This is a genomic window from Streptomyces sp. SID5464 (genome assembly GCF_009862985.1).
In the GTDB taxonomy this organism is placed as follows: Bacteria; Actinomycetota; Actinomycetes; order Streptomycetales; family Streptomycetaceae; genus Streptomyces; species Streptomyces chartreusis_D.
The window spans coordinates 88218-110299 of record NZ_WWIQ01000066.1; the positions used below are offsets into that span (position 1 = coordinate 88218).

Below are 22082 nucleotides of genomic sequence, written 5' to 3' on the forward strand. Positions count from 1 at the left end.
AAGGAGCACCGGACCCATGAGCCTGCGAGCACGCATCAACTCCCCGGAGGAGAACGGAAACCGGGGCGAGGACGGCCACATGGTCGCCTCCTACCGGGCCAAGCTCCTGGAGGAGATCGACCTCGCGGAGATGAGTTCGCTGGCCGCCGCCGAGCGCCGGGCACGGCTGGAGCGGGTGCTCGGGCACATCATCAGCCGCGAGGGCCCGGTCCTGTCGACGGTGGAGCGCTCGCAGCTGATCCGCAGGGTGGTCGACGAGGCACTCGGCCTGGGCATCCTGGAGCCGCTGCTGGAGGACGCGTCCATCACCGAGATCATGGTGAACGGCCCGGACGCGATCTTCGTCGAGCGCGGCGGCCGGGTCGAGCAACTGCCCCTGCGGTTCGCCTCGAACGACCAGCTGATGCAGACGATCGAGCGGATCGTCTCCACGGTCAACCGCCGCGTCGACGAGTCCAACCCGATGGTCGACGCCCGCCTCCCCTCCGGCGAGCGCGTCAACGTCATCATCCCGCCCCTGTCCCTGACGGGCGCCACGCTCACGATCCGCCGCTTCCCGCGCTCCTTCACGCTCCAGGAGCTGATCGGCCTGGGCTCGCTGGACGAGCACATGCTGTACCTGCTGGCGGGCCTGGTGCAGGCGAAGTTCAACGTCATCGTCTCGGGCGCGACGGGCACGGGAAAGACGACCCTGCTGAACGCGCTGTCCGGGCTCATCCCCGAGGGCGAGCGCATCATCACCATCGAGGACTCCGCCGAACTCCAGCTCCAGCAGCCCCACGTGATCCGCCTGGAGTCGCGCCCGCCGAACGTCGAGGGCAAGGGTCAGGTCACCATCCGCGACCTGGTCCGCAACTCCCTCCGTATGCGCCCCGACCGGATCGTGGTCGGTGAGGTCCGTGGCGGCGAGTCGCTGGACATGCTCCAGGCCATGTCGACGGGCCACGACGGCTCCCTGGCCACCGTCCACGCCAACAGCGCCGAGGACGCGCTGATGCGGCTCCAGACCCTTGCCTCCATGTCGGACGTGGAGATCCCCTTTGTCGCCCTGCACGACCAGATCAACAGCGCGGTGGACGTCATCGTGCAGCTGACCCGGTTCGCGGACGGCGCCCGCCGCATCACCGAGATCGCGCTGCTGGAGAGCCACGGCAGCGACCCGTACCGACTGGTCACGGTCGCCCGCTTCCACGCGCAGCCGATGACACCCGACGGCCGTATCCACGGCGCCTTCGAGTACTTCCCGCTCCCACGCCGCACCGCCGACCGCCTCTACATGGCGAACCAGCCCATCCCGCAGGCCTTCGGCATCGCCCGGTCCGCGGAGCAGCTAGCCACCCGAGAAGCCAGGTAGGACCGACCGATGGAACTGCACACGCTCATCACGCTCACCACCGGCATCACCCTGCTGACCTGCGTCCTCACGGTGGCCGGCCTGCACTCCTACGCCACGGGCAAGGCACAGCGGCAGGCACTCGTCGACCGCCTGTCCGCCACCGGCCAGGTGCCGGTCGGCGGCCGGCGCCGGAACTTCCGGGGGATCGACCGCCGCCTGCGGCGCACGAAGCTCGGCAAGAAACTGGAACTCCGCCTGGCGGCCACCGGTCTGGACATCACCCCGGGCGAGTTCTTCGTCTACATGCTCGCCACGGTCGCCGGCCTGTGGCTGATCGGCCAGGCGGCACTGGCCCCGTTCTTCGGCCCGCTGGCGGGCCTGCTGGGCATCGGGGTGGCGGTCCAGTTCCTCAACTGGCAGCGCCAGAAACGCATCGAGAAGTTCATCAACCAGCTCCCCGAGATGGCCCGGATCCTCGCCAACGCGACCCAGGCGGGCCTCGCCCTGCGCACCGCGATCGGCATGGCCGCGGAGGAGATGGAGGCCCCCGCGGGAGAGGAACTCGGCAAGGTATCCGCCCAGTTGGCCGTCGGCGCGTCGATGGACGACGCCCTGAGCGAACTGGCGGACCGTCTCCCCTCCCGCGAACTGGTCGTCCTGGTCACCACGCTCGTCCTGTCGAACCGGGCGGGCGGCCAGGTGGTCAGCGCCCTGCGCAACCTGACGGAGACGCTGGAGGAACGCAAGGAGACGAGGCGTGAGGTCCGCACGCAGCTCTCCCAGGTCAACATGACGTCGTACGCGGTCCCCGTCCTGGGCGTCGGCTCGCTCTTCCTGATGAACGGGGTGAAGGACGGCGCCCTGGACCGCATGACGGGCTCCCCCTTCGGCCAGGCGGCGGTCATCATCGCCTTCTCCCTCTACGCCGTCGGCTTCGTCCTCATCCGCCGCCTGTCCCGCATCGACGTCTGAGAAGGCCGGAGCAGAATCATGGGACTTCTTCTCGCACTGGTCATGGGCCTCAGCGTCTGGGGCGCCTTCGCCGGCATCCGCATGTACCGGGCCGAGGCCAAACTCCCCGGCGACCTCGCGCTCGCCCTGGAGGTCGGCTCCACCCGCACCGGCGCGGTGGACTCGCTCATCGACCGCCTGGGCATGCGCTACGCCCCCGCGGTGCTGCGCCTGATGGGCCCCAAGCAGGTGGCCAAGTACCGCCGCAAGATCGACCTGGCGGGTAACCCCGGCGGCCTGACGATCGACCGCTACGCGGCCCGGCGGGCGGTGTACGGGGCTCTGGGCGGGGTGGGCTTCCTGGTCTTCCTGATGCGGGGCCAGCTCCTGGTCGCCCTCCTGCTGCTCGCCTTCGGCGCGTTCTGGACGGAGGTCGGCATCTGGTCGGCCATCCGCATCCGCAAGGACGTCATCGAACGGACCCTGCCGGACTTCCTGGACGTCCTGGCGGTCGTGGTCAGCGCGGGCCTCGGCTTCCGCCAGGCGCTGGACCGGGTCGCGTCCAAGTACGAGGGCCCTTGGGCCGACGAACTCCGCATCACGCTCCGCCAGATGGACCTGGGCATGAGCCGCCGCCAGGCCTTCGCGGAACTGCGCCGCCGCAACGACTCCGAGCAGGTCGCGATGTTCGTCACTGCCTTGCAGCAGGGCGAGGAACTGGGCGCCCCGATCGTCGACACGCTGGTGGCCCTCGCCAAGGACATGCGCCGTACGGACGCCCAGAACGCCCGCCGCAAGGCCGCGCGCGCCGTTCCCAAGGCCACGATGATGATCACGACCTTCATGGTCCCGGCCACGATGCTCCTCCTGGGCGCCGGACTGATCCTGGGCTCGGGCACCGACTTCGGCGTTGTCACGGGCGAGTAGGGGGCGACACCATGTCGATGACGGGCGAACGCACCGGGCGGCTGCGCCGCCGCCCGAGAACACCGGAGATCACCACCCCACCGGCAGGCACCGTCCTGCCGGCCCACGTCCGCACAGGCGCCCCCGACATCCCGGTGACGACGGCGACACCGGCGCTGCCGCCGGGGTGGGAGCGGGTGGACGCGCCGGTGGGTGGGGCGCACACGGCCATGCCGGTACCCGCGAACGGTGGCCCGGCCGCCGACGGTGCTCAGCCCCCACAGGGGTCACCCACACCCGTCGACGAAAGCCGCAGGGGCGGTACGGGGGGTGGCGCTCCGGGTGGTGTCGGTACGGGTGGTGCGGCCGGGAAGTCGGTCCGGGCCGGAGGCCGGGCGAAACCCGCCCCCGAACACCCGGCGATACCCATCCAGATCAACGCGCTGCAGGCCATGTGCCGACAGGTCTTCGGCTTTCGGCTGGCCATGATCGCCCTGGCCACCCCCACCGCCCTCATCAACGCCAACGAGGGCCTCCCCACCCGCCTGGTGGGCGCGGCCGTGGTCGTCACCTTCATGAGCTCCTATGTCCTGTTCAGGGACTGGGAACGCTTCGGCCCCCTCCTGCTGCGCCATCCCACTCTCCTGGCCGCGGACACCCTCTTCGGCGCCCTCCTGCTCATCTCGGCGGGCCCGGGCAGCACCCTCGCCTACGTCAGTGTCTGCACCCCTCTCCTCGCCGGCCTGGTCTACGGCTGGCGCGGAGCAGCCGTGTTCGCCTCCCTGCAGGCGCTGCTGCTCCTCCTGATCCAGGCGGCGATGCAGGACCCCCAGCCCGGCATCGCCGAGTCGTCCCTCCTCCCCGGCCTCTGTGTCATCGCCGGAGCCGTCGGCTCCAGTCTCCGCAACCTCATGCTCCGCTTCGGCGCGGCCACCCAGGCCCTGACGACGGTCCAGGCCCGCCTGGCCGTCACGGAGGCGGTTGGCGCCGAACGGGCGCGACTGGCACGCGAGATGCACGACTCGGTCGCCAAGACCCTGCACGGCGTGGCCTTGGCCGCGGACGGTCTGGCGGGCTCGGCGGGCGCCGCCCACATGGACGTGGCCCTGGTGAAGCAGCAGGCCGACCTGGTCGCCCGGTCAGCCCGCCGAGCCGCCGCCGAATCCCGCGAACTCCTGGCGGATCTGCGCCGCGAATCGGACCCCGGCCAGGGGACGGACGTACTGGTCGAGCTGGCCGCGCGTACCAGGGACTTCAGCGCCCGCACGGGCCTCCCGGCGGTCTACCGCCCCACCGGCGACCACTCCGTACCCCCGGTGCCGCCCGCCGTGGCCCGTCAGCTCCTCACCATCGCCTCGGAGGCCATGGAGAACGCCCACCGCCACGCGGGCCCGACCCGGGTCGACGTCCGCGCGGGCGTCCACGGCGACCTGCTCCGCATCAGCGTCTACGACGACGGCTGCGGCCTCCCGCCCGGAACCACCCTCGAACAACTGCGCCGAGCGGGCCATTTCGGCCTGGTCGGCATGGTCGAACGGGCGGCCTCGGTGGGCGCCCGCATCCGCATCGGCCGGGGCGGCCACCCCAAGGGAACGGAAGTCCGCCTGGAGCTACCGCTGGCGGCTCTGACCGCACCCCACGGCTGACCGCCCATGACCACGCCGCACACGTCCCCCACGACATGAGAGGAGGCAGCCGATGCCGGACCAGACGACTCCTCACCCCGGCGCCTCACAGCCGCCACCGCCACAGAACCCGTTCGACTTCCCGCAGCCGGCGCAGCCGAGCTGCCTCAGGGTCGTCGTGGCCGACGACAACCCGGTGGTCCGCGCCGGCCTGACCGCCCTGCTCTCCGGCCGCGAGGACATCACGGTCGTGGCGGAGGCGGCCGACGGCCGTGAGGCCTACGAGGCCGCCCAACAGCACCGCCCGGACGTCGTCCTCCTCGACGTGCGCATGCCCGGCGTGGACGGCATCTCGGCGCTCCCGTACCTGGTGCGGATCGCCCCGGTCGTCATGCTGACCTACAGCAGGGAGTCGGAGATCGTCCAGGAGGCCCTCCGCAGAGGAGCGGGCGGCTACCTGGTCCACGGCGAGTTCACGGCCGGTCAGCTGGTCGACGCGGTCAGAGACATCACGCAGGGCCGGGCCCACTTCACCCCCACGGCGGCGGGAGCGCTGCTGGCCCAGCTCCGGCAGGGCCAGGGCCAGGGCTCGAGCCGGGGCCCGGGAGCCCCGGCCCTACCGGATGGACTGGGACAGGCGAATGCGAATGCATACGGAAATTCCGCTTCCGCATGGCCGCATAATCAAACCCAACTAACGGCTCAACCAGCCAATATGAGCCTTCCGTACGTCCCGACCTCACCTACTTCCCCGGAAAACCTTTCGCAAGTGCAACCAGATGTGGGACAGTCTCCGTCTGAGTGGACGAGTGGCCGTCCGGCTGCTCCCTACAGGTCGCGGTTCCAACTGAGCACGAGGGAGGCGGAGATCATGGACCTCATCGCGTCCGGCATGAACAACCAGCAGATCGCCGCCACCTGCTTCATCAGCGAGAAGACGGTCAAGAACCACATCAACCGCATCTTCGCCAAGCTCCATAGCACCAGCCGCTCTGAGGCCGCGGCGAAGTGGCTCGGCACGGCACCGGACTCACACCGAGGACGGGGGTGACCTTCGGTGACGGTATGGGGGGAGAGTTCGTTGGGCCCGCGCGATTGGGCCCTGGATTGGGCCCTGGGACCCTCTGGCGGACGGCGTGTTCCGCCGTACGTTTCTCGTGTCGAAGGCGGCACCGGCAAGGAGGAAGCCGGTAACGCCATTCGTGCCCAAGAGACTTGTACGTCGGCCGGTAGGCGGCCGGCCGGTACCGGAGGGGAACACCACCATGAGCAACTGGATCAACATCACCGTCTCGTACCTGCAGGCCCGCGCCGCTCGCAACGACAAGGGACAGACCGCGGTCGAGTACCTGGGGATCATCGCGGTGGTCGTGGCGATCGTTCTGGCGATCACGGGTACGGACATCGGCCAGTCCATCTTCGAGGCGATCACCGACAAGATCACCGAGGTCACCGGCGGCTGATGAGCCCCCGTAAGTACGGCGACGCAGGGCAGGCCTTCCCCATCTACATCACGGTGGTGGCGGGCCTGCTCTTCCTTGCGTTCGCGTACCTTGCGGTCGGCCAGGCCGCGGCGACACGGAACGGTGCGCAGACGGCGGCGGACGCCGCCGCCCTCGGGGCTGCGCAGGATCGGCGGAACCAGCTCGTGGGCAGGTGGATGGACAACCTGCTCAATCCGGACCTCTGGCAGGACATCTTCCACGGGAAGGTTGAGGGGCTCGACCCCTCATGCTGGCGGGCGCAGCAACTCGCCGACGCCAACGACGCACACGTCGTGGGAGGCGGCTGCGAGCCCGAGTGGGACCCGCTGGGCTACACGGTCGAGGTCAAGACGAACGATCCCGTCGGCGACAGCATCGTCCCCGGCACGGAAACGACGTACGCCACGGCAGAAGCCAGGGCCGTGATCGAGCCGCGCTGTTCCTTGCAACCGCCCGAGGAGGGCAACGACAACGACGAGGACCTGCCGCAGCTCAACTGCGGAGGCCAGAACTGGGACCTCGACGCAGACGATCTCTCGGATCTGCCCGGTCCCGATGACCTCTTCGACGTCCATCTGGCCGACTGACAAAGAACGACGAACAAAGGAAGCGGAACTCATGAGCATTCGGTTCACCACGACGGCCCGCAGGGGGATGGCCGCAGCGGCAGTTGCAGTCAGCCTGGCCCTCGGTGTGGCCGGCTGCAGCAGCGGCGACGACAAGAGCGGTGACACGTCAGCGTCCGCTTCCAAGGACTCTGGCTCGAATCCGAGTGCTCAGGAGGGCCCGGCGGAGGAGCCGCTCGCTGAGTTGAAGGGTCCGGACGGTCTGCTTCTGCAGATCACTTCGGCTGAGCGGGACTCAGGCGGGTTCCTCACGCTCGGTGGGAACTTGAAGAACGACGGCAGCGAGACAGTCAACGTGCCTCCCCAACTCAGTGGAAACGAGACCGAGATCATCAGGAACGGCCGGTCGCTCGGGGGTGCCACCTTGGTGGACTCCAAGGGAAAGAAGCGGTACTACGTGCTCCGTGACACCGAAGGCCGCCCGCTCACCACGACCAACTTCCCTTCCATGAAGGCCGGTGAGTCCATCCCTGTCTTCATGCAGTTCCCGGCGCCGCCCGAGAGCTCGACCGAAGCGTCGTTCCAGCTGCCGCAGTTTGCCGCCGCCACCATCAAGATCTCTGGCTGAGGCAGACCACCATGACCCACACCCGGAACCGAGCCCCACGCCTGACGGTCGTCCTCACTGCAGCCTCAGTTATGGTCGTCACGAACCTTTTCGGTGCCGTTTCCGCTCACGCGGCCGACGGCCCGAGTTATCCACCGGGCACCGAGCCGAAGGCAAGCGCGCCGGTCAAAATCGACGCGAACGACCCCGATCTGAAGCTGGTCGACGGCGCGACTCTCGCGGAGCCCAAGATCCTCGACATCAAGTCCGTCATAGAGGACCAGGGCGGCGAGGAGCGTCGCGAGGACACCAACTCGGACGTGAAGTTCGCGCTGCAGGCGGAGGTGCTGTTCGGCAAGGACAGCGCGAAGCTCAGCGGTCAGGCCAAGGCGCGCATCGCCGACATCGCCGAAGAGATCAAGGCGCAGAACGCGAAGAAGGTCCGCGTCTTCGGCTTCACGGACAACCTGGGTTCGTCGGCCCACGGTGACGTGCTGTCCCGCCAGCGCGCGTCGGCCGTACACGGTGTCCTGGATGACGAGCTCGCGGACTCGGGCATCACGTACGAGGTGCGCGGCTACGGTGAGCAGTACCCGATCGCGGACAACTCCACGGAAGCGGGCCGCAAGAAGAACCGCCGTGTCGAGGTCTCCTTCCCGCGCACGGAGAGCTGAGCCACCACCGACCCAATCGGCGCCCGTCCCCGTGTCACTGCCGGCGAGGACGGGCGCCGCCCGTTCCCGCGTGCCTCTCAGGTGCCAGGGCGGGCATTGAGTGTCCCGTCCCGATTGTTGCTGCATCGGGACCCGGCTCTGAGCTGGGGGATGAAGAAACGTGTTGGTCCGTGCGGCCCGGATCTGCGCAGGTTGACTTTGCATTTTCGGGTTAGTTGTCATTTCAGTCTGATGTGGACTCCATCGATGGCCAGAGAGCGTTGCGTCGAACGGCTGGCGGCCGACCCCTGGCCTCGCGAGGTCCGCCGAGGAGACGGAGGCGATTCTCGATATCGCAGCCCGGCGGCGCGCGGTTCCTTCAGACGTGTGTGGCCTCGAAGAGTGAGAGGACCTCCGTTCCTTCATGGACGCGGAGCGTCACGGAAGCCCTGGCTGTGAGGGCGTCTTCAAGGCGCGGTCGATAGAGGGGGTGCAGTCGCGTGAGAGCATCCTCCACGTCCGCCCACTCGGCGGCGATGGATTCCGCTGTTGGGCGAGGTTCCCCCGACAAGGCTGTCGCGATGAAGATGCCTGCGAGGATGCCCCGGCTCGGATGCTGGTAGACACCCACCAAGCCGTGGACTTTGACGTGGACCCCGGTCTCCTCGTAGGTCTCGCGAGTGGCGGCATCATGGAATGCCTCGCCCGGGTCCACCAAGCCACCGGGCAGCTCCCAGCGTTCCGGGGAGCGGCGGCGCGCAATAAGGACACGTCCCACGTCGTTGAACGTAACGCAGGTGGCCCCCAGGGCATATCTTCTCGGTGGCTGAGAGATCATGTGTGTCCGGCTGCTAATCACTTCCCAGCCCTGCCTTCATGTTGTGAAAGACCAGAAGATATCTCCAGAAGAGGAGGCGCCGAATCCGCCTGCCTGGAAGATATTCAGCACTGTCTTCTCGGATCTCCGCGAGCGACATCGAAGGGGGCGCCACAGGTGCTGAAGGAGACTGCGTGCCCCGATCGGGACGGCTTCCTGACCAGCTCTCTCGGAAGAACACCGCAGCACGCCAAATAGCGTTCACAGGGACGGCCAGAAGGCTTATGGCGTGGTCCCATATCGTTGCTTCTCGGTAGCATCCGAGGATCACCAAGACGCCGTTCGTGGTGAGCGATGCGCGCAGCTTCTGCACTGTCTCAAAGGGGACGTGGTGGATGCTGGCCAAGCACGCGATGTAGTCGTATGTGTCAGGTGTCAAGGTTAGGTGTGTGATATCTGCCCGCTCGAAGCGGATCTGCCTGGGGAGATCGAGAGTAGAATTCATCTCTCGTGCGGCGGTGACGACGTCATTATCTACGTCAATCGCATCTACTTCGATTCCTCGAAGCGCTAGTTTCTGTGCAAACCTCCCTGTGCCGCAGCCCACCTCAAGGGCCCTTCGGCATGATTCGGGAAGTTCACGAAGTAACAGGTCATGGTAATGATCGTTGTGGTTGAACGGCACGGCGTCATCATGACACGGGCTCGTCCAGGGAGTTCGACCCCGCTTGACGGGCCTCGCGTTGCAAGCGGCGGACTGACTGGCGGTGCAGCACGAGGGCGGCGACGGCCAGCCAGCCGGCGCCCAAGAGTTGCCCAGCGAGCACATCGACGCTGAAGTGCGCACCGAGAAGGACCCTGCTCCACGCGACGAGTTCGGCGCTCAGCCCAGCAAGGAACAGCATCAGTGCGGAGACGGCCCGTGGCATCTGGGAACTGAAGTAGAGCGCGGCCAGCATGAATCCGGTCGTCACACCGACCGCGTGTCCGCTGGGAAAACTGAAGCCGTCGGCTTGAATCGAGGCACAATCCAAGGCCGGACGCTGTCGTTCAGCCCATCCCTTGAGCAGGTTGCAGCTCACTGTGGCGGCGTACGGAATGACCAGGAGGACTGCGGCAGCTGTGACGTTCCGCCGGATCAGCGCGAAGCACGCGGATCCGGCGGCAATGATGGTCACAGGCCACGGGTTGCCCCACGAGGTCAGTGTCTCGAGAAGCCGGGCACTGGACGCGCTGCTGCTCGTCCAGGCGCAGAGCGTCTCGCTCAGCCGTTCGTCCCACCGGAAGGTGACGAGGACGAGTAGCAGACCGGCGTGGACCGCTGCCCACCACGCGAACCATGCCAGTGACCGGGGCCGGTCGCCGGAGTGGTTTCGGATCATGCGGGGCTGGTGGACTTCGAAATGTGGTCCAGCAGTCCGCGGGGCGTACGGATCGTCCGCAGGGTGCTGTCCTCTATGTGGCAGTCGAACTCGTCCTCGATACGGCTGATGATCTCGATCTGATTGAGGGAGTCGATGTCCAGATCGCCGAAGGTGACGTCCAGTTGTTCCTGGGAGAAGGCGTTCCCGGTGATTTCCTCGATCAGGGGTGCGAGGACTGCGAGGAACTGTTGCTCGGTCATGGATGTGTTTCCCTTCGTGATGAGTGATCGATGGTTGCGTCACGAGGCGCGGCGCCCGTAGCGGGCACGCCAGTGCATACGTGTGCTGGTCAGGCCCCACACCGCGCCGGCAAAGATGGCAAGGATCGCCAAGTCAGAAAGGGCCCGGGAGGCGTCGGGTGCCGTTAGGGAGTGACGCAGGCTGTCGGCCGCGTAGACCGCCGGGTTGAGGTTGCCGATCCAGATCAGTGCGTCGGGCAGCAGTTCTGGTGGGACTGCCACCGGGCCTGCGGCCATCATGAGGAGCGTGGTGGCCAGGCTGAGAGAGGACGCCTGTTCGATGGTTCCGGATCTGCTGCCGATGAAGGCCCCCAGTCCGGCTGAAGGAAGCAGGGCAAGCAGGAGGCACAGCGGGGCGAGTGGCGAGAACGTGAGCGGGACGTCGAGTAGGGCCGAGCCGAGCAGCAGGGTCACCGCGATGGCAGGCAGCGACAGGATGGAGAAGGCTGCGAGTGTGGCAAAGATGAGAGCCTCGCGACGGACAGGCAGTGCGGCGTAGTACTCGAAGGCGCCGTTTCCGCGCATGAACGCGAAGTTGCTGGCGATTTTGTTTTGAGTCTCGAACAGGATCGCCATGGTGACACTGCCGGTCAGGACATATTCGGTCGCGGCGTGGCCAGAGTTCCGGGCGAAGAGCCCCAAGGCGGCGATGCTGACCAAAGGGGCAAGCACACCAGTGAGCACCATCTGAGGCCAGGACCACCGCCAGTTGGTGAGCTGAATCCTGAACAGGTCCCAGACCTGCCCAAGGAAGCTCAGTCCGAGCTTCTTGTCACGCGTAGCTGACATACACGTCTTCCAGGGTCGCGGTGTGCATCGTGAACTCGGGGAACTGGGTGAGATCTACGTCCTTGGTCAGATGGGGCAGGTCGGCAGAGTCGACGAGGGCCACGACCTTGCCGCGGTGGTCGGACTGCACGCGGACATAGTCAGGCAAACCATGCATTTGTGTATCGCCTACCGTGATCGACAGGCGTACCTGGGAGCGGAGGGAAGACTTCAGCTCGGCGGGAGCGCCCAGCGCGACGAGCCGCCCCTCCTTGAGGATTCCGACGCGCTCGATCACCTGTTCCGCTTCGATGGCGTTGTGGGTGATGAGGATGATCGTGTGGCCGTCGCGTTGGTTCAGCTCCCTGAGAAGCTGCCATATCTGGCGGCGACGCGACGGGTCCAGCTCGTTGGTGGGCTCGTCCAGGATCAGCACAGGCGGTGATCCGATCAGCGTCACCGCGATCTGCAACAGTCGGCGTTCTCCGCCGGAGAGCTGCCGGGCGACCTTGCCGGCCAGGTGGGTCAGACCAAGCAGCTCCAACAGGGCGTCACGCTCCCGGCGGGCCGCCTTGGCGGCGACACCGCGTAGGTGCGCACTGAAGTAGACGGCCTCTTTGACGGTCAGGCTGTTGAGGGCGAAGGCGGTCTGCGGCATGTAACCAACCGTGGCCGCCGTGAAGCGAGGGTGGGCAAAGACATCGCGCCCCAGTAGCCTCACCGTCCCCCCATCCGGTCGCACCAGACCGATCATCTGCTTGATCAGGGTTGTCTTTCCCGCACCATTGCTGCCCAGAAGTCCGAAGAATTCGCCCTGCTTTATGTGAAAGGAGATCTCGCCATTGGCCGGCCTGGGGACTCCGTCGAACTGCTTGTGCAGGCCCTCGACCTCATATGCGTAAGGAGGGTTTTCTGGCATGCTCACATCTCCCGCGCCGCTTGGCGCCAGATGCTGCGGACCGCGGTTGCGGCCCCCGTGATGTCCTTGGGGGGAGCCGGCCGCGCTGCTGCCTGGCCGAAGCAGCGGAAGAAGCCGCTCATGGCCGAGTCGCTGGGCAGGTAACCGTGTGATGCGGAGGCCACGCTCTCCCTCGGTGTCGCGTCGCTGTACTGGAATTCGGTGTGCGGGCCGCAGGTCACCGTGAGACGGCCCAGCCTCGGGCTCCCTACCGGCAACTTCAACCGGTCCTGCTCGGCTGGAGTGAGCACGCCGATGGAAGGATCGAGTGCGTGCAGGGCCTGGTCGAGGCGCTTTTTCTCCGCTGGTGGCACAGGTGCGTCGGCGTACAGGTAGGCGCAGTTGCTGTCACCCTGGAAAACCATGCGGTCGGCGAGCCCGAGGTCCGCCAGCACGTGGTTCGGGCGCAGGTGGGTCTCGACGTAGTCGATGCCGTGGTCGGAGAAGAACAGGAACTCCGCGTGCTCACCGGCGGCCTGGGCGAGCCGCATCACGCAGGCGTCGATCCGGGCGTAGACGTCAAGGATCTGCTGCCATGCGCGACTTCGTTCACCGGAGCTGCCTCGGACCGCATGCCAGTAGAGGAACTCCTGAGCATGGTCGGCCTGGTTGAAGCGCACGAACAGGACATCTGGGTCATGCTGCTTCAGGACGTCGAGGGCGGTCTGTTCCACCCACTCGGCCCGAGGCGATTCGTGGAACGTGTGGCCTGGATTGGCGGTGTATTCGACGTACAGGGACGCGGGCCCGTCACCGGCGCGGTCCGGCATATCGAGCCCGCCGAATCCCAGGGTGATAACGGCGGTTCCCAGACGCACCTCGATCTGGCCTTCGTCGAGCCTGCGGCAGGAGACCGCCACGGACACGGAACCCGAAGAAACGGGGATGTCCAGCCGCGTGGGCCGGAGGCTGTCGGCCACGACAGCGGTCTCTCGGTGGCTTCCCACCGTGATCACGTTCGTCTGCTGATCGACCCGGAGATACAAGGCCACCTCGTGTCCCAGGTAGGAGAGCTGCACCACGCCCTCGGCCGCCCCGTCAACGGTCGGTCCGAGCGGGACGACGAGGTTCCGGGCTGGGGCGTACAAGCAGTAGCAGCTGGGGATCGCGAGCTGGGCGTTGCGGGAGAAGGTCTGCGGGAAATGGACGGCGGCGGCCGACGCCCCTTGCCGGGCAAACCAGTCGAGCAGGCTCGGTGCGGTGAGCGAGCTTTCCTCGTAGGGGTGAAAAGATGAAAGCGGATCGTCCGAGCGTCGGCGGATCTCCTCAACACTCTCCCGCTCCCAGAAGCGGTTCCCCACGATCCCGTGCCCGCTCGGGTACGTCCCGGTAAGAAAGGACGCGTGGGAGGGCGCTGTTGACGAGGGGTAGATGCTGCGCAGCTCGTGCACGGCAGTGCCGGGAAGTGTCGGCAGGGCCCGGCTCAGATTGAAGAAGTCGTGCTCGCGGATGATCCCGGGAAGCCCGCCGTCGACACAGATGACGACCATACGCCTGCGCCGCCCGCTCATGCGCTCAACTCCGCTGTGCTCAGGGATCCGTGATCCATCAGGGTCTGTGGGGCGAAGGTGACATTGTGTTGGTGCAGAAGCCAGGCGCCACCCGAGTCTCCGGGACGGTACTGCCAGTGTGTGATCCCAGCGTGCGCAACCAGCAGCTCCACCCTGCCGGTCCCGCCACACAGCAGTTCATTGACAGCGTCGAAGAAGCCACTGTGGGTGACCAACACAATCCGCTGGTCCTCCGACGCCTGATGACACAGCTCGCTCATGCATGTGGCGACCCGCGTCATGAACACATTCCATGATTCCGCCCCCGGTGGCGGCGGATGGAGCCGGTCCTCCCGCGGGTTCGGCAGGAACTCACCCGCGACCGGAGACCAGACGATCTCATTGAGGCGCGGATCCTCCCGTGCGGCAAGGCCGGTGTGCGCCGCGACGATGTCGGCTGTCTGCTGGGCGCGGGGAAGCACACTGGTGCGAAGCTCTGTGGGACGCCGCTCAGCCAGCCAATGAGCCGCTTCCTGCGCCTGTCGGCGTCCTCGCTCGGTCAGGCGATCCTGGTGCGGGTCGAACTTTCCGGAACGGTCCTCGGCGTGGCGCAGTAGGTAGAGGTGCATGTCACTCCAGCGACGCGGGGGTACTGGTGTGCCAGTTCCACGCCGTACGAACGATGTGGTCAAGGTCGCGTTCTGCTCGCCAGCCGAATCGGCTCAGCGCCAGACTCGGATCGGCCCAGGACAGACCTGGGTCCCCTGGACGGCGGGGCGCCATGGCAACCGGGGTCTCCTTCCCGGAGACGTCGTGCAAGACATCGATCAGCTCGCGCACGCTGACGGGCTGGCCGCGGCCCAGGTTCACCGGCCCGCACTGACTGCCTTTTTGCAGACCCTCCAGGACCCGCACGTGGGCCTGGGCGAGATCCTCGACGTGGATGTAGTCGCGCAGAGCCGTCCCGTCGGTCGTCGGGTAGTCGTTGCCGAAGATCCGCAGGGTGGGCGCCAGGCCCAGGGTTGAGCGTATGGCCACCGGTAGGAGTTGGGTTGATGCCGGGCCCGCGTACTCTCCCAGGGAAGCGTCGTCGGCCGCACCTGCCGCGTTGAAGTACCGCAGGTTGGCGTAGCGCATCCCTGTGGCCTGCGCGTAGGAGGCGATCACGCGCTCGCACAGGTACTTCGTCTCTCCGTACGGACTTTCGGGCCGTACGGGCGCGGTCTCATCCACCGGGCAGATTTGCGGGGTGCCATACACGGCGCACGAGGAGGAGAAGACAAAGCGCTCCACCCCGGTGCGTGCGCACAGGGCGAGCACGTTCTGCGTCCCCGTCAGGTTGACGGAGAAGTACGTGTTGATGTCACGCAGCGACTCTTCAGAGGATTTCAGGGCCGCGAAGTGGATCACGGCCTCAGGGTGGAACTCCTCGAAGACCGTGCCCATGCTGGCGATATCGAGGATGTCCACCACGTGTAGGCGGCAGCCACGGACTGCTTCGCGGCGGCCCGTGCTGAGGTTGTCGACAACCACGACCTCGTGGCCGGCCGCAAGGAGGCGCCGTACGGTGAAGGAGCCCACATACCCGGCACCCCCAGTCACGAGCACTCTCATCGCACATCAACTCCACTGGGAACCGCTGCCATGGGGCCGCGTAGTTCTCGTCCGATCATGAATGCCTCAGCCGCTTCCACCCCCACCTGCGTCCCCCGGTATGAGGCCAGCGTCCGAACGGCCGCCAGGGAGCGAGGGTGGGGCGGGTCGTACAGCTCGTACGGGTAGGCGGCAAGTGCCCGGCACTTGGCTTCGACGTGCCCGGTGACGTCGTAGAACAGGTTGGGGGTGAACGGCGCCACCAGGCCCGTTTGCTGTTCCGTGGAAGACAGGACCTCGAAGTGCAGCACCTGCCGAACGGAGCCGGAGCCGAGGATGCGGGTGCCGTACCCCACTGCATGGGCGACGCTGCGGTGGTCCGCGTGGATGTCGCCAGGGTGGTGAGTGAAGACCACTTCGGGCTCTGCCTCACGCAGGGCGTGGCTAACCGCATCGACGACCTGTCGCTGAGGGAGGTCGGCCAGGAGGCGTCCGTCGGCCGCCAGACCGCCGAACGACACCTCGGCCGCACCGAGATCCTTGGCCGCCACCTGGCAGCGTTCCCGCGCCTCCTCGATCTTCACGCCCGAATGCCGCAGCGAGATACCCTCGGCGAGGATGTGGATCTGGACCACTGCGCCCTGCTGGCTCAATGCCGACACCGTGGCCCCGGCACCGAGAACCTCGTCATCCGGGTGTGCGGCGATGACCAGGACCTTCACGCGGGCTCCGTAACCGGTCGTTCGCCGTCCGCGGTGCGGGCCGCAGGCGTCGCCTGACCATCCTGCCGGACCAGCGCGCCCATGGCGTAGAGCCGGTGTGCAATCACACCGAGCGTCTCTTCGGGGAGCTTGATCAACTGGAGTGGGTCACCGGCTTCGACCGCGGTGCGCACGACAGCGTACGTAGCGCTGTCCAGTTCCATGATGTGCGATGTACGCGGCACGAAGACGAAGCCGCCTTGTGTCTCTTCACGCAGCCGTACGTCGTCCCACACCACTTCGTGAAGGACCGTGTCCGGGGCGAGCTGTTCCAGGGCCAGGAGATCGAGACGGTGGGCGAGGTACTCCACGCGTCGTACTGCACGATGTCCGCCGCGAACCGACTCGGATCCGGCGGCTCCCATGGTCTCGGCGGCTTCGCGGTCGCTCAGGAGCCGCTGCATCGCCTGCCGCAGGTCCTCGTCGTCGATGACCAGCAGACCGTGCCGCTCGTCCTCGACGAACTCCGGGATGCCGCCCTGGACAGAGGCGATGACGGGGCGGCCGGCGGCCATGGCCTCCTTGAGCGCGAGCGGGCCGGTCTCGGGAACCGTGCTGGTGAGGACCACGGCGTCACTGGCCTTGATCACCGGGGCGACGTGGTCCTGGTGGCCGAGGAATTGGACCCGTTCGGCTACACCCCGTTCGATGGTCTGGCCTCGTAGTTCTGCCTCCAGCGGCCCCTCACCCGCGACCACCAGCAGCGGGGGCGCGGCGTCCGGCGGCAGCTCCAGGTCAGCGAAGGCGTCGATCACCTGGTCGATGCCCTTCTCCCAGGCCAGGCGGGCCAGCACGAGGAAGACGAACTGGTCCGATTCGGCTCGGAGTTCCTTTCGAGCGGCGCCGCGGTCGGCGGCGTCCAGAGCCGCGAGCAGAGGCTCCCCGACGCCACTGGTGAGTATCTCGACCTGTTCGTCCTTCAAGACACCGGCGTTGATCAGCGGCTCGAACTGGCGTTGCCGCTGTTCCAGTGACGTGGTGAAGACCAGGTTCACGCCGGTGAATAGGTCGCGCACCTCGTCGGTGGTTCCCAGAGGGAACGCCGAGTGCCGGAACAGGCACACGGCGGCATCAGTCACGCCCTGCGACTGGGCGTGGTGGACTGCGGCGGCGTCCGCGCGGCCGGAGACACACACGATATGAGGACGACGATGCCGCAGCGCCTTGCGAACCGCCTCGGCCGCGTCGTCGCTGGCGAACGCCGGCACACTCACGGTCGTTACCCCGGCGGCACGGCACTGCTGAAGCATGGCTCCACCCTCCTCCGCGAGGACGGTGACCGTATGGCCTGCCTGCGCCAGCCCGAGCGCCATGTCGTGCATGTAGCGGTGTTTGCCGCCCCATACCTGATCGGAGACAGTGAAGATGATCTCCATTAGTTCCGAACACCCCTCCCGAAGATTCCCGGGCACGAGCCAGGGATGGTCCATAGAGCGCTGAATGTGCGAAGAGCCGCCAAGCGGGCGTTGCCTACGCCTCCCAGCACGGCATAGGTCATGCCGCTGGCTCGCGCTTCGCGCAGGCACTCCTCGATGAGCGCTGTCGCCAAGGACAGATCGCGACCGCGTGTCTCGGGCACGAGCGCAATCGCAGACAGCATCCCGAGCCGCGCAGTGTCGTAGGCAAGGAAGCCGAGCAAGCGGTCCTTGGGCGGCAGTTCCTTGTTCCGGTCGACCACGATCACAGACGAGATCGGATCCCGTGAGAACGACCGGTGGATCTCGCTCGCCCAGCCTCCGCCGAAGGTCTCTCTGAGCCAGTCGACAATCAGCAGTTCCTCACTCGCTTCGGGACGACGCACCCACAGGTCTCGGCCGTTGACCGTAAGAGACGTGGGAGTAGAACTTGGCGTCCAGGTCCGGAAGTCGATGAAGAGATCCGCCCATTCCAGGCTCTTGTCGTCCCGCGCCGCCGCGCTCTTGCGTTCGCTGGAATCGGGAATCCACCACGCCGCCTGCCGCAGCACCGACGGGAAGTGGTCCGCGTATTCGCTGACTTCCGTCATCGCGTAGGCATACCCCAGCCACTGAAGCCGCTCGAGTGCGACATGGACGAGAAGCCAGTGCATGCCCGCCCGCTCCGCCGGGGCGACCACGGCCGCCACCTCGCAGGCGCCGACTGTGCCCGGGCCCTTGACGTTGATGCCACACCGGCCCAGAAGCGTCCCTTCCCGGTGCAGTTCGACGAAGGACTGGGCTCGTGGCCCAGCGGCCCCTTTGAACCGGGGAACGACAGGAGCGATATCCCGCGATGCGGTGGCAGGGCTCAGAGCGTCGAGCAGAGGCTGGGACGGCGTGAGGTCGTACAGGCGTATGAGGGCCTCCCTGGACAAGGCCTACCTCACCTCCGCGCCTTCGAAGATCTGCCGGTCCAGCAGCGAGGTGAGCGGGGGACCGTCCGGTCCGTCACTGGTCGCGAAGTCCCAGAAGATCTCGCGCAGACGCTCCTCGGTGAACTCCTCCTGCTCTTGGACGAGCTGCTGCTGCCCCTGCGTCCAGATCTCTTGCACGGGAGCATCCTTGGTGTTCCCCAAGGGCGCGGCACTGTAGAGGCGGCTCATGGTCACGTCGCCTGTGGCGGAGATCGCGATGCTGCTGTCGCGCACCAGGTAGGGGAACATGACGACGTCCTGGAAGGGGCGCAGCTTCTCGCCCGGGACCAGGTAGGGCGCGTTGAGGTTCAGGTCGAAGTCCGTGGCCGGCACGTCCCGCTTGAACTCGGTCACCTTGCGGTGGACCGCCATGGTCTCCTCCTCTGTCAGGAGCAGACGGTTGCGGCCACCGCGGCCGTGCGCCCGGACCAGGATGAGGTCCTGGCGCCGGAAGCCGTGGGCTCGCAGGTAGTGCGCGAGGTCGAACACGTTGTGCTGGTTGGTCTTCATGACCGTGGTCAGCACCTTGAAACTGCGCACACGGTCGCGGAGGTAGATCGAGTTCTCCACGACGGTGTCGAACACGTCCATGAGCCGTACGGCGGCGAACGTCTCCCGCGTGCCGTCCATGCTGACCCGGATGGACGAAATGCCGCTGTCCACGATGCGGTCGAGCTGTTCCCGCGTGTGCGCTGCCGCGTTCGTGATGAGAGTGACGGTCGAATGGCGCAGCTTCGGAACGACGTCCAGGAGCTGCCAGAAGCCCTTGCGGATCGTCGGCTCCCCACCGGTGAGGGTGATCTCGAATGTCCCCATCCGGTCCAGTTGGAGCATGATGTCCTGCAACTGCTCGATGGACAGCATCTTGCGGCGGATGTGGACGGGGATCTCCCCGGTGTTCGTGCGGCAGTGGATGCAGCGCAGGTCGCATGCGTAAGTGACATCCAGACTGGCGCGTACAGGTGCGGTGTAGCCGGTCATCAGTCGGCCCCCTCCTCTTGGAAGATACGCTGGCGTATGTCGTCAAGGTCCCGCGACTGCCACCATTCGAGAGTGAGGCGAATGCCTTCCTCGATTCCGATCCCGCCGGACCTCTCTCCGATCTGCCGCGTCTGCAAGGCGGTGTCCGCCCGGAACTCCGTGATTTCGTTCGGCCGAGGCTGCTTCCGGGCGACCTCGGCCGCCGGAGAGGTCGCCTGCAGGATCCGGATGACGTCGTTCACGGAGAGGGACTGGCCGGAACCGAAGTTGACAACTGAGGGCAGTGGTCGGTTCGCCAGCGCGACGAGTTTGTCCACGACATCCGTGATGTAGGTGAAGTCGCGACGCTGCTCACCGTCGCCCTCGACAGGCAGTTCGTTCCTGGTCAGGAGGTTGGCGCAGAGCCGGGGTACGAGGGCGTCGGGCCGCTCGCCGGGGCCGTAGACGTTGAAGAAGCGAACGATGCCCACCTCGGGAGCGACTGAGGCGCGCTGGTGGGCCCCGGCCACCATCTCCAGCCCGACCTTGCTCGCGGCGTAGGGCGAGCGCGGGGATAGAGGGCTATCTTCGGGTGTCGGTAGTGTGTCGGCCTGGCCGTAGACCTCGCACGTACTCCCGACGACCACCTTCGGCACGCCAACGCTCGTGCAGAGAGCCAGCAGGTGGCGGCCCGAGTCCACGTTGTCGAGATAGTCGAGCGGCTGTTTGAAGGAGCGAGGAACACTCTTGTGCGACGCCAGGTGGTAGACGAGGCGTACGTCAGAGAGATCCCTTTCCTCTAACTCTAAGACGGGTTTTTCTAAGAACTTTCCGGTGCCTTCCGGCGGGATCATCGGCGGCACACGCAGGTCGTCCAGGACTGTTACTTCTTCCCCGGACGCCACCAGTGCGCGGGCAAGGTGGCCACCGATGAATCCGGCGCCTCCGGTGATGAGAATCCGGTGTTTCAAAGTGTTTCTTTGCACGCCAACACCTCGGCATCCCCGTTAGTGGGTTTACTCGAAAATGGGCCTATCGGTTGGAACATCGCACACGCCCACATTGAGGTGGGAGGGGAACCCCGTGGCCCGTGATCGATATCGCCACCCTAAGCCGTGTGCGTGACCCGTCGCGTGTGACTCGATTCACGTTTGGTCGGCTCGATGGTCTCATTCAGTCTGGGAAGCCCCAGGTGGAACCGAGATCGGGAATGCTTCGTTCCGGATATGTGGGCACTGCGGCGCCTGATCGTTCTGTCTCGAACCTGCTGTCGAATGGCTTGCTGCCTTCGATGGGGTGGCATCCTTTTCATGGCATACCGGCGAGTAATTTTGAAGCGTATACGGGGCTTTTGGCCGGCCAGGTTGCTCAGGTCGGTCATCCGATCCTGCTCTGGTGCAACACTCAGGCGCCCCGGAGCTCTGGATACTTGTCCCCAAGGTCCGCAGTCACGTGCCCGCATCGGTTATCGGCCGCGGATGCCTGCTGCGTCGGCTTGTGCCTTGGCTTGTGCGGCGCGGATTTTCAGGAGGTAGTCGCCCAGTTCGGCTCTCTCACGGGCTGTTTCTGCCTGGATGTCTTCGTCGACGCGTGTGCTGTGCCAGATGGCGCCGTCGATCCGTTCGTAGTCCGGTCGCCACTCGCGCGTGATGACGGGTCTGATGTGCTTGTGGCCGAGCAGGGTGGCCCCGACCCTGCGTTTGCGGCGCTTTTCTCGTCCCGTCGGGACTGGGCCCTGTGGAGTGGTGGGGGAGAGCCCGTCGCTCTCGCGGGTGAGTAGGTCCGTAGGGGCTGGGAGGGTGGGCGCCAGGAGTCGGTGTTGCTCCAGTGCCCTATGGCGTCGCCGAATACGGAGGCGTCGTCGTAGGGGTAGGTGATGTGGGTGCTGATCTCCTGGAGGAAGCGCTCCCGCTCCCGTGGTGATCGCGCGTCCGCGACGCGGCGCCAGTAGGGTGAAGCGATGATGACGGCCAGGCTCACGGCCTCGGGGTGGACGGCGGCGAACAGCTTGGATGTGCTGTACGAGCCGTACATGAGGGCCTCGTCGTCCTCCGGTATCAAGACCCGCGTGCGGGCGTCCCAGGTGTGCCAGATGTGGTCGGGGCCGCGTTGCTTGGGGTGGTCGTCGGCGGAGTTCCAGATGTGTCCGCAGAAGCTGAAGGCGGTCAGCACCGCGTCGAACGTCAACGGCACACCACGGCGGTGCAGGAGGCGAAGGTGCCGGCGCTGGGCGTGGACGATGTCGGGCAGTTCGCTCAGGTCGGCCGCGGGCCAGTCCGCGTCCGGAGGGCCGATCCAGGTGCGGTGACGCAGGCAGACGTAGCGGTGGTGGGGCAGGAGCCGGAGCACCACGCCGCCGGGGTGCCGGGCGTCGCAGAGGCGGCAGCCGGTCTGCGGGGTGTGGCGGAACATCCGCCAGTCCGCTGCGGATCGCGCAGCTCAGGCATGGCTCCGGCGAGTGCGTGAACACTGCGGCCGGTGAGGGTGGCGAGCCGCTTGGAGACGACCACGCGGCGCATACCGTGGGACTTCTCCCGTTGGGTGACCTGGACCCAGAGGTCGCTGACGTCCAG

24 protein-coding genes are annotated in these 22082 nt (G+C 66.7%); 9 read left to right on the plus strand and 15 right to left on the minus strand.

Translation table 11 applies throughout. The annotated features are described in order from the left end of the window. Nucleotides 1-16 precede the first annotated feature (16 nt). The 9 genes from GTY47_RS31715 (at nucleotide 17) to GTY47_RS31755 (ending at nucleotide 8149) form a co-directional block, all read left to right on the plus strand. The gene (locus tag GTY47_RS31715) at nucleotides 17-1354 is read left to right on the plus strand and encodes a CpaF family protein (protein ID WP_010045766.1); all 1338 of its coding nucleotides are present in this window, start codon (nucleotides 17-19) and stop codon (nucleotides 1352-1354) included. Between the two features lie 9 nt (nucleotides 1355-1363). Further along, complete coding sequence (locus GTY47_RS31720) at nucleotides 1364-2308, plus strand: type II secretion system F family protein (RefSeq protein ID WP_010045768.1); 945 nt, start codon at nucleotides 1364-1366, stop codon at nucleotides 2306-2308. An 18-nt stretch (nucleotides 2309-2326) separates the two neighbouring features. Beyond that, the gene (locus tag GTY47_RS31725; protein ID WP_010045770.1) at nucleotides 2327-3214 is read left to right on the plus strand and encodes a DUF5936 domain-containing protein; all 888 of its coding nucleotides are present in this window, start codon (nucleotides 2327-2329) and stop codon (nucleotides 3212-3214) included. Between the two features lie 11 nt (nucleotides 3215-3225). After that, on the plus strand, nucleotides 3226-4839 hold the full coding sequence (locus GTY47_RS31730) for an ATP-binding protein (RefSeq protein WP_010045773.1): 1614 nt from the start codon (nucleotides 3226-3228) through the stop codon (nucleotides 4837-4839). 52 nt (nucleotides 4840-4891) lie between these two features. Continuing rightward, entirely contained in the window at nucleotides 4892-5869 is a 978-nt protein-coding gene (locus GTY47_RS31735) for a response regulator transcription factor (RefSeq protein ID WP_010045774.1), read from the plus strand. Between the two features lie 214 nt (nucleotides 5870-6083). Beyond that, the gene (locus GTY47_RS31740) at nucleotides 6084-6281 is read left to right on the plus strand and encodes a membrane protein (RefSeq protein ID WP_010045776.1); all 198 of its coding nucleotides are present in this window, start codon (nucleotides 6084-6086) and stop codon (nucleotides 6279-6281) included. Beyond that, nucleotides 6281-6889 (plus strand): pilus assembly protein TadG-related protein, encoded by a 609-nt coding sequence (locus GTY47_RS31745; RefSeq protein WP_010045778.1) that lies wholly within the window; start codon nucleotides 6281-6283, stop codon nucleotides 6887-6889. The genes GTY47_RS31740 and GTY47_RS31745 overlap by 1 nt, the downstream gene beginning before the upstream one ends. 31 nt (nucleotides 6890-6920) lie before the next feature. Then, complete coding sequence (locus tag GTY47_RS31750; protein ID WP_010045779.1) at nucleotides 6921-7496, plus strand: hypothetical protein; 576 nt, start codon at nucleotides 6921-6923, stop codon at nucleotides 7494-7496. An 11-nt stretch (nucleotides 7497-7507) separates the two neighbouring features. Further along, a complete protein-coding gene (locus GTY47_RS31755; RefSeq protein ID WP_029181578.1) occupies nucleotides 7508-8149 on the plus strand; it encodes an OmpA family protein in 642 nt (213 codons plus the stop codon). A gap of 358 nt (nucleotides 8150-8507) precedes the next feature. On the opposite strand, the gene GTY47_RS31760 is transcribed toward GTY47_RS31755, so the two are convergent. From GTY47_RS31760 to GTY47_RS31830, 15 genes are all read right to left on the minus strand, one after another. Beyond that, nucleotides 8508-8966: an NUDIX domain-containing protein gene (locus GTY47_RS31760; protein ID WP_029181579.1), complete on the minus strand. Its 459-nt coding sequence runs from the start codon at nucleotides 8964-8966 to the stop codon at nucleotides 8508-8510. A gap of 13 nt (nucleotides 8967-8979) precedes the next feature. Next, a complete protein-coding gene (gene tunM, locus GTY47_RS31765) occupies nucleotides 8980-9630 on the minus strand; it encodes a UDP-N-acetyl-tunicamine-uracil synthase TunM (RefSeq protein WP_010045784.1) in 651 nt (216 codons plus the stop codon). A gap of 7 nt (nucleotides 9631-9637) precedes the next feature. Beyond that, a complete protein-coding gene (locus GTY47_RS31770) occupies nucleotides 9638-10327 on the minus strand; it encodes a phosphatase PAP2 family protein (protein WP_010045787.1) in 690 nt (229 codons plus the stop codon). Next, nucleotides 10324-10569, minus strand: a complete 246-nt coding sequence (locus GTY47_RS31775) for a phosphopantetheine-binding protein (RefSeq protein WP_010045791.1) — start codon at nucleotides 10567-10569, stop codon at nucleotides 10324-10326. The genes GTY47_RS31770 and GTY47_RS31775 overlap by 4 nt, the downstream gene beginning before the upstream one ends. Nucleotides 10570-10608: 39 nt before the next feature. Then, a complete protein-coding gene (locus GTY47_RS31780; protein WP_010045793.1) occupies nucleotides 10609-11397 on the minus strand; it encodes an ABC transporter permease in 789 nt (262 codons plus the stop codon). Beyond that, nucleotides 11381-12295 carry an ABC transporter ATP-binding protein gene (locus GTY47_RS31785; protein WP_010045795.1) on the minus strand — a complete coding sequence of 305 codons (915 nt, stop codon included), beginning with the start codon at nucleotides 12293-12295 and terminating at the stop codon, nucleotides 11381-11383. Before GTY47_RS31785 ends, GTY47_RS31780 begins: the two co-directional genes overlap by 17 nt. Nucleotides 12296-12297: 2 nt before the next feature. Beyond that, entirely contained in the window at nucleotides 12298-13845 is a 1548-nt protein-coding gene (locus GTY47_RS31790; protein WP_029181580.1) for an alkaline phosphatase family protein, read from the minus strand. Then, nucleotides 13842-14453: a histidine phosphatase family protein gene (locus tag GTY47_RS31795; RefSeq protein WP_078602943.1), complete on the minus strand. Its 612-nt coding sequence runs from the start codon at nucleotides 14451-14453 to the stop codon at nucleotides 13842-13844. The genes GTY47_RS31790 and GTY47_RS31795 overlap by 4 nt, the downstream gene beginning before the upstream one ends. 1 nt (nucleotide 14454) lies before the next feature. Then, entirely contained in the window at nucleotides 14455-15438 is a 984-nt protein-coding gene (galE, locus tag GTY47_RS31800) for a UDP-glucose 4-epimerase GalE (RefSeq protein ID WP_010045806.1), read from the minus strand. Next, a complete protein-coding gene (locus GTY47_RS31805) occupies nucleotides 15435-16139 on the minus strand; it encodes a PIG-L deacetylase family protein (protein ID WP_010045808.1) in 705 nt (234 codons plus the stop codon). Before GTY47_RS31805 ends, galE begins: the two co-directional genes overlap by 4 nt. Then, nucleotides 16136-17554, minus strand: a complete 1419-nt coding sequence (locus GTY47_RS31810; protein WP_010045809.1) for a glycosyltransferase family 4 protein — start codon at nucleotides 17552-17554, stop codon at nucleotides 16136-16138. The genes GTY47_RS31805 and GTY47_RS31810 overlap by 4 nt, the downstream gene beginning before the upstream one ends. Further along, nucleotides 17554-18510 carry an N-acetyl-D-glucosaminyl-tunicaminyl-uracil acyltransferase TunC gene (gene tunC, locus GTY47_RS31815; RefSeq protein WP_010045810.1) on the minus strand — a complete coding sequence of 319 codons (957 nt, stop codon included), beginning with the start codon at nucleotides 18508-18510 and terminating at the stop codon, nucleotides 17554-17556. The genes GTY47_RS31810 and tunC overlap by 1 nt, the downstream gene beginning before the upstream one ends. 3 nt (nucleotides 18511-18513) lie before the next feature. Beyond that, nucleotides 18514-19530, minus strand: coding sequence for a radical SAM protein (locus GTY47_RS31820; RefSeq protein WP_010045812.1), 1017 nt, complete (start codon nucleotides 19528-19530; stop codon nucleotides 18514-18516). Continuing rightward, nucleotides 19530-20495, minus strand: coding sequence for a UDP-N-acetyl-alpha-D-glucosamine 5,6-dehydratase TunA (tunA, locus tag GTY47_RS31825; protein WP_102514799.1), 966 nt, complete (start codon nucleotides 20493-20495; stop codon nucleotides 19530-19532). Before tunA ends, GTY47_RS31820 begins: the two co-directional genes overlap by 1 nt. A 538-nt stretch (nucleotides 20496-21033) precedes the next feature. Beyond that, on the minus strand, nucleotides 21034-21861 hold the full coding sequence (locus tag GTY47_RS31830; protein ID WP_158688455.1) for a hypothetical protein: 828 nt from the start codon (nucleotides 21859-21861) through the stop codon (nucleotides 21034-21036). Nucleotides 21862-22082 lie beyond the last annotated feature (221 nt).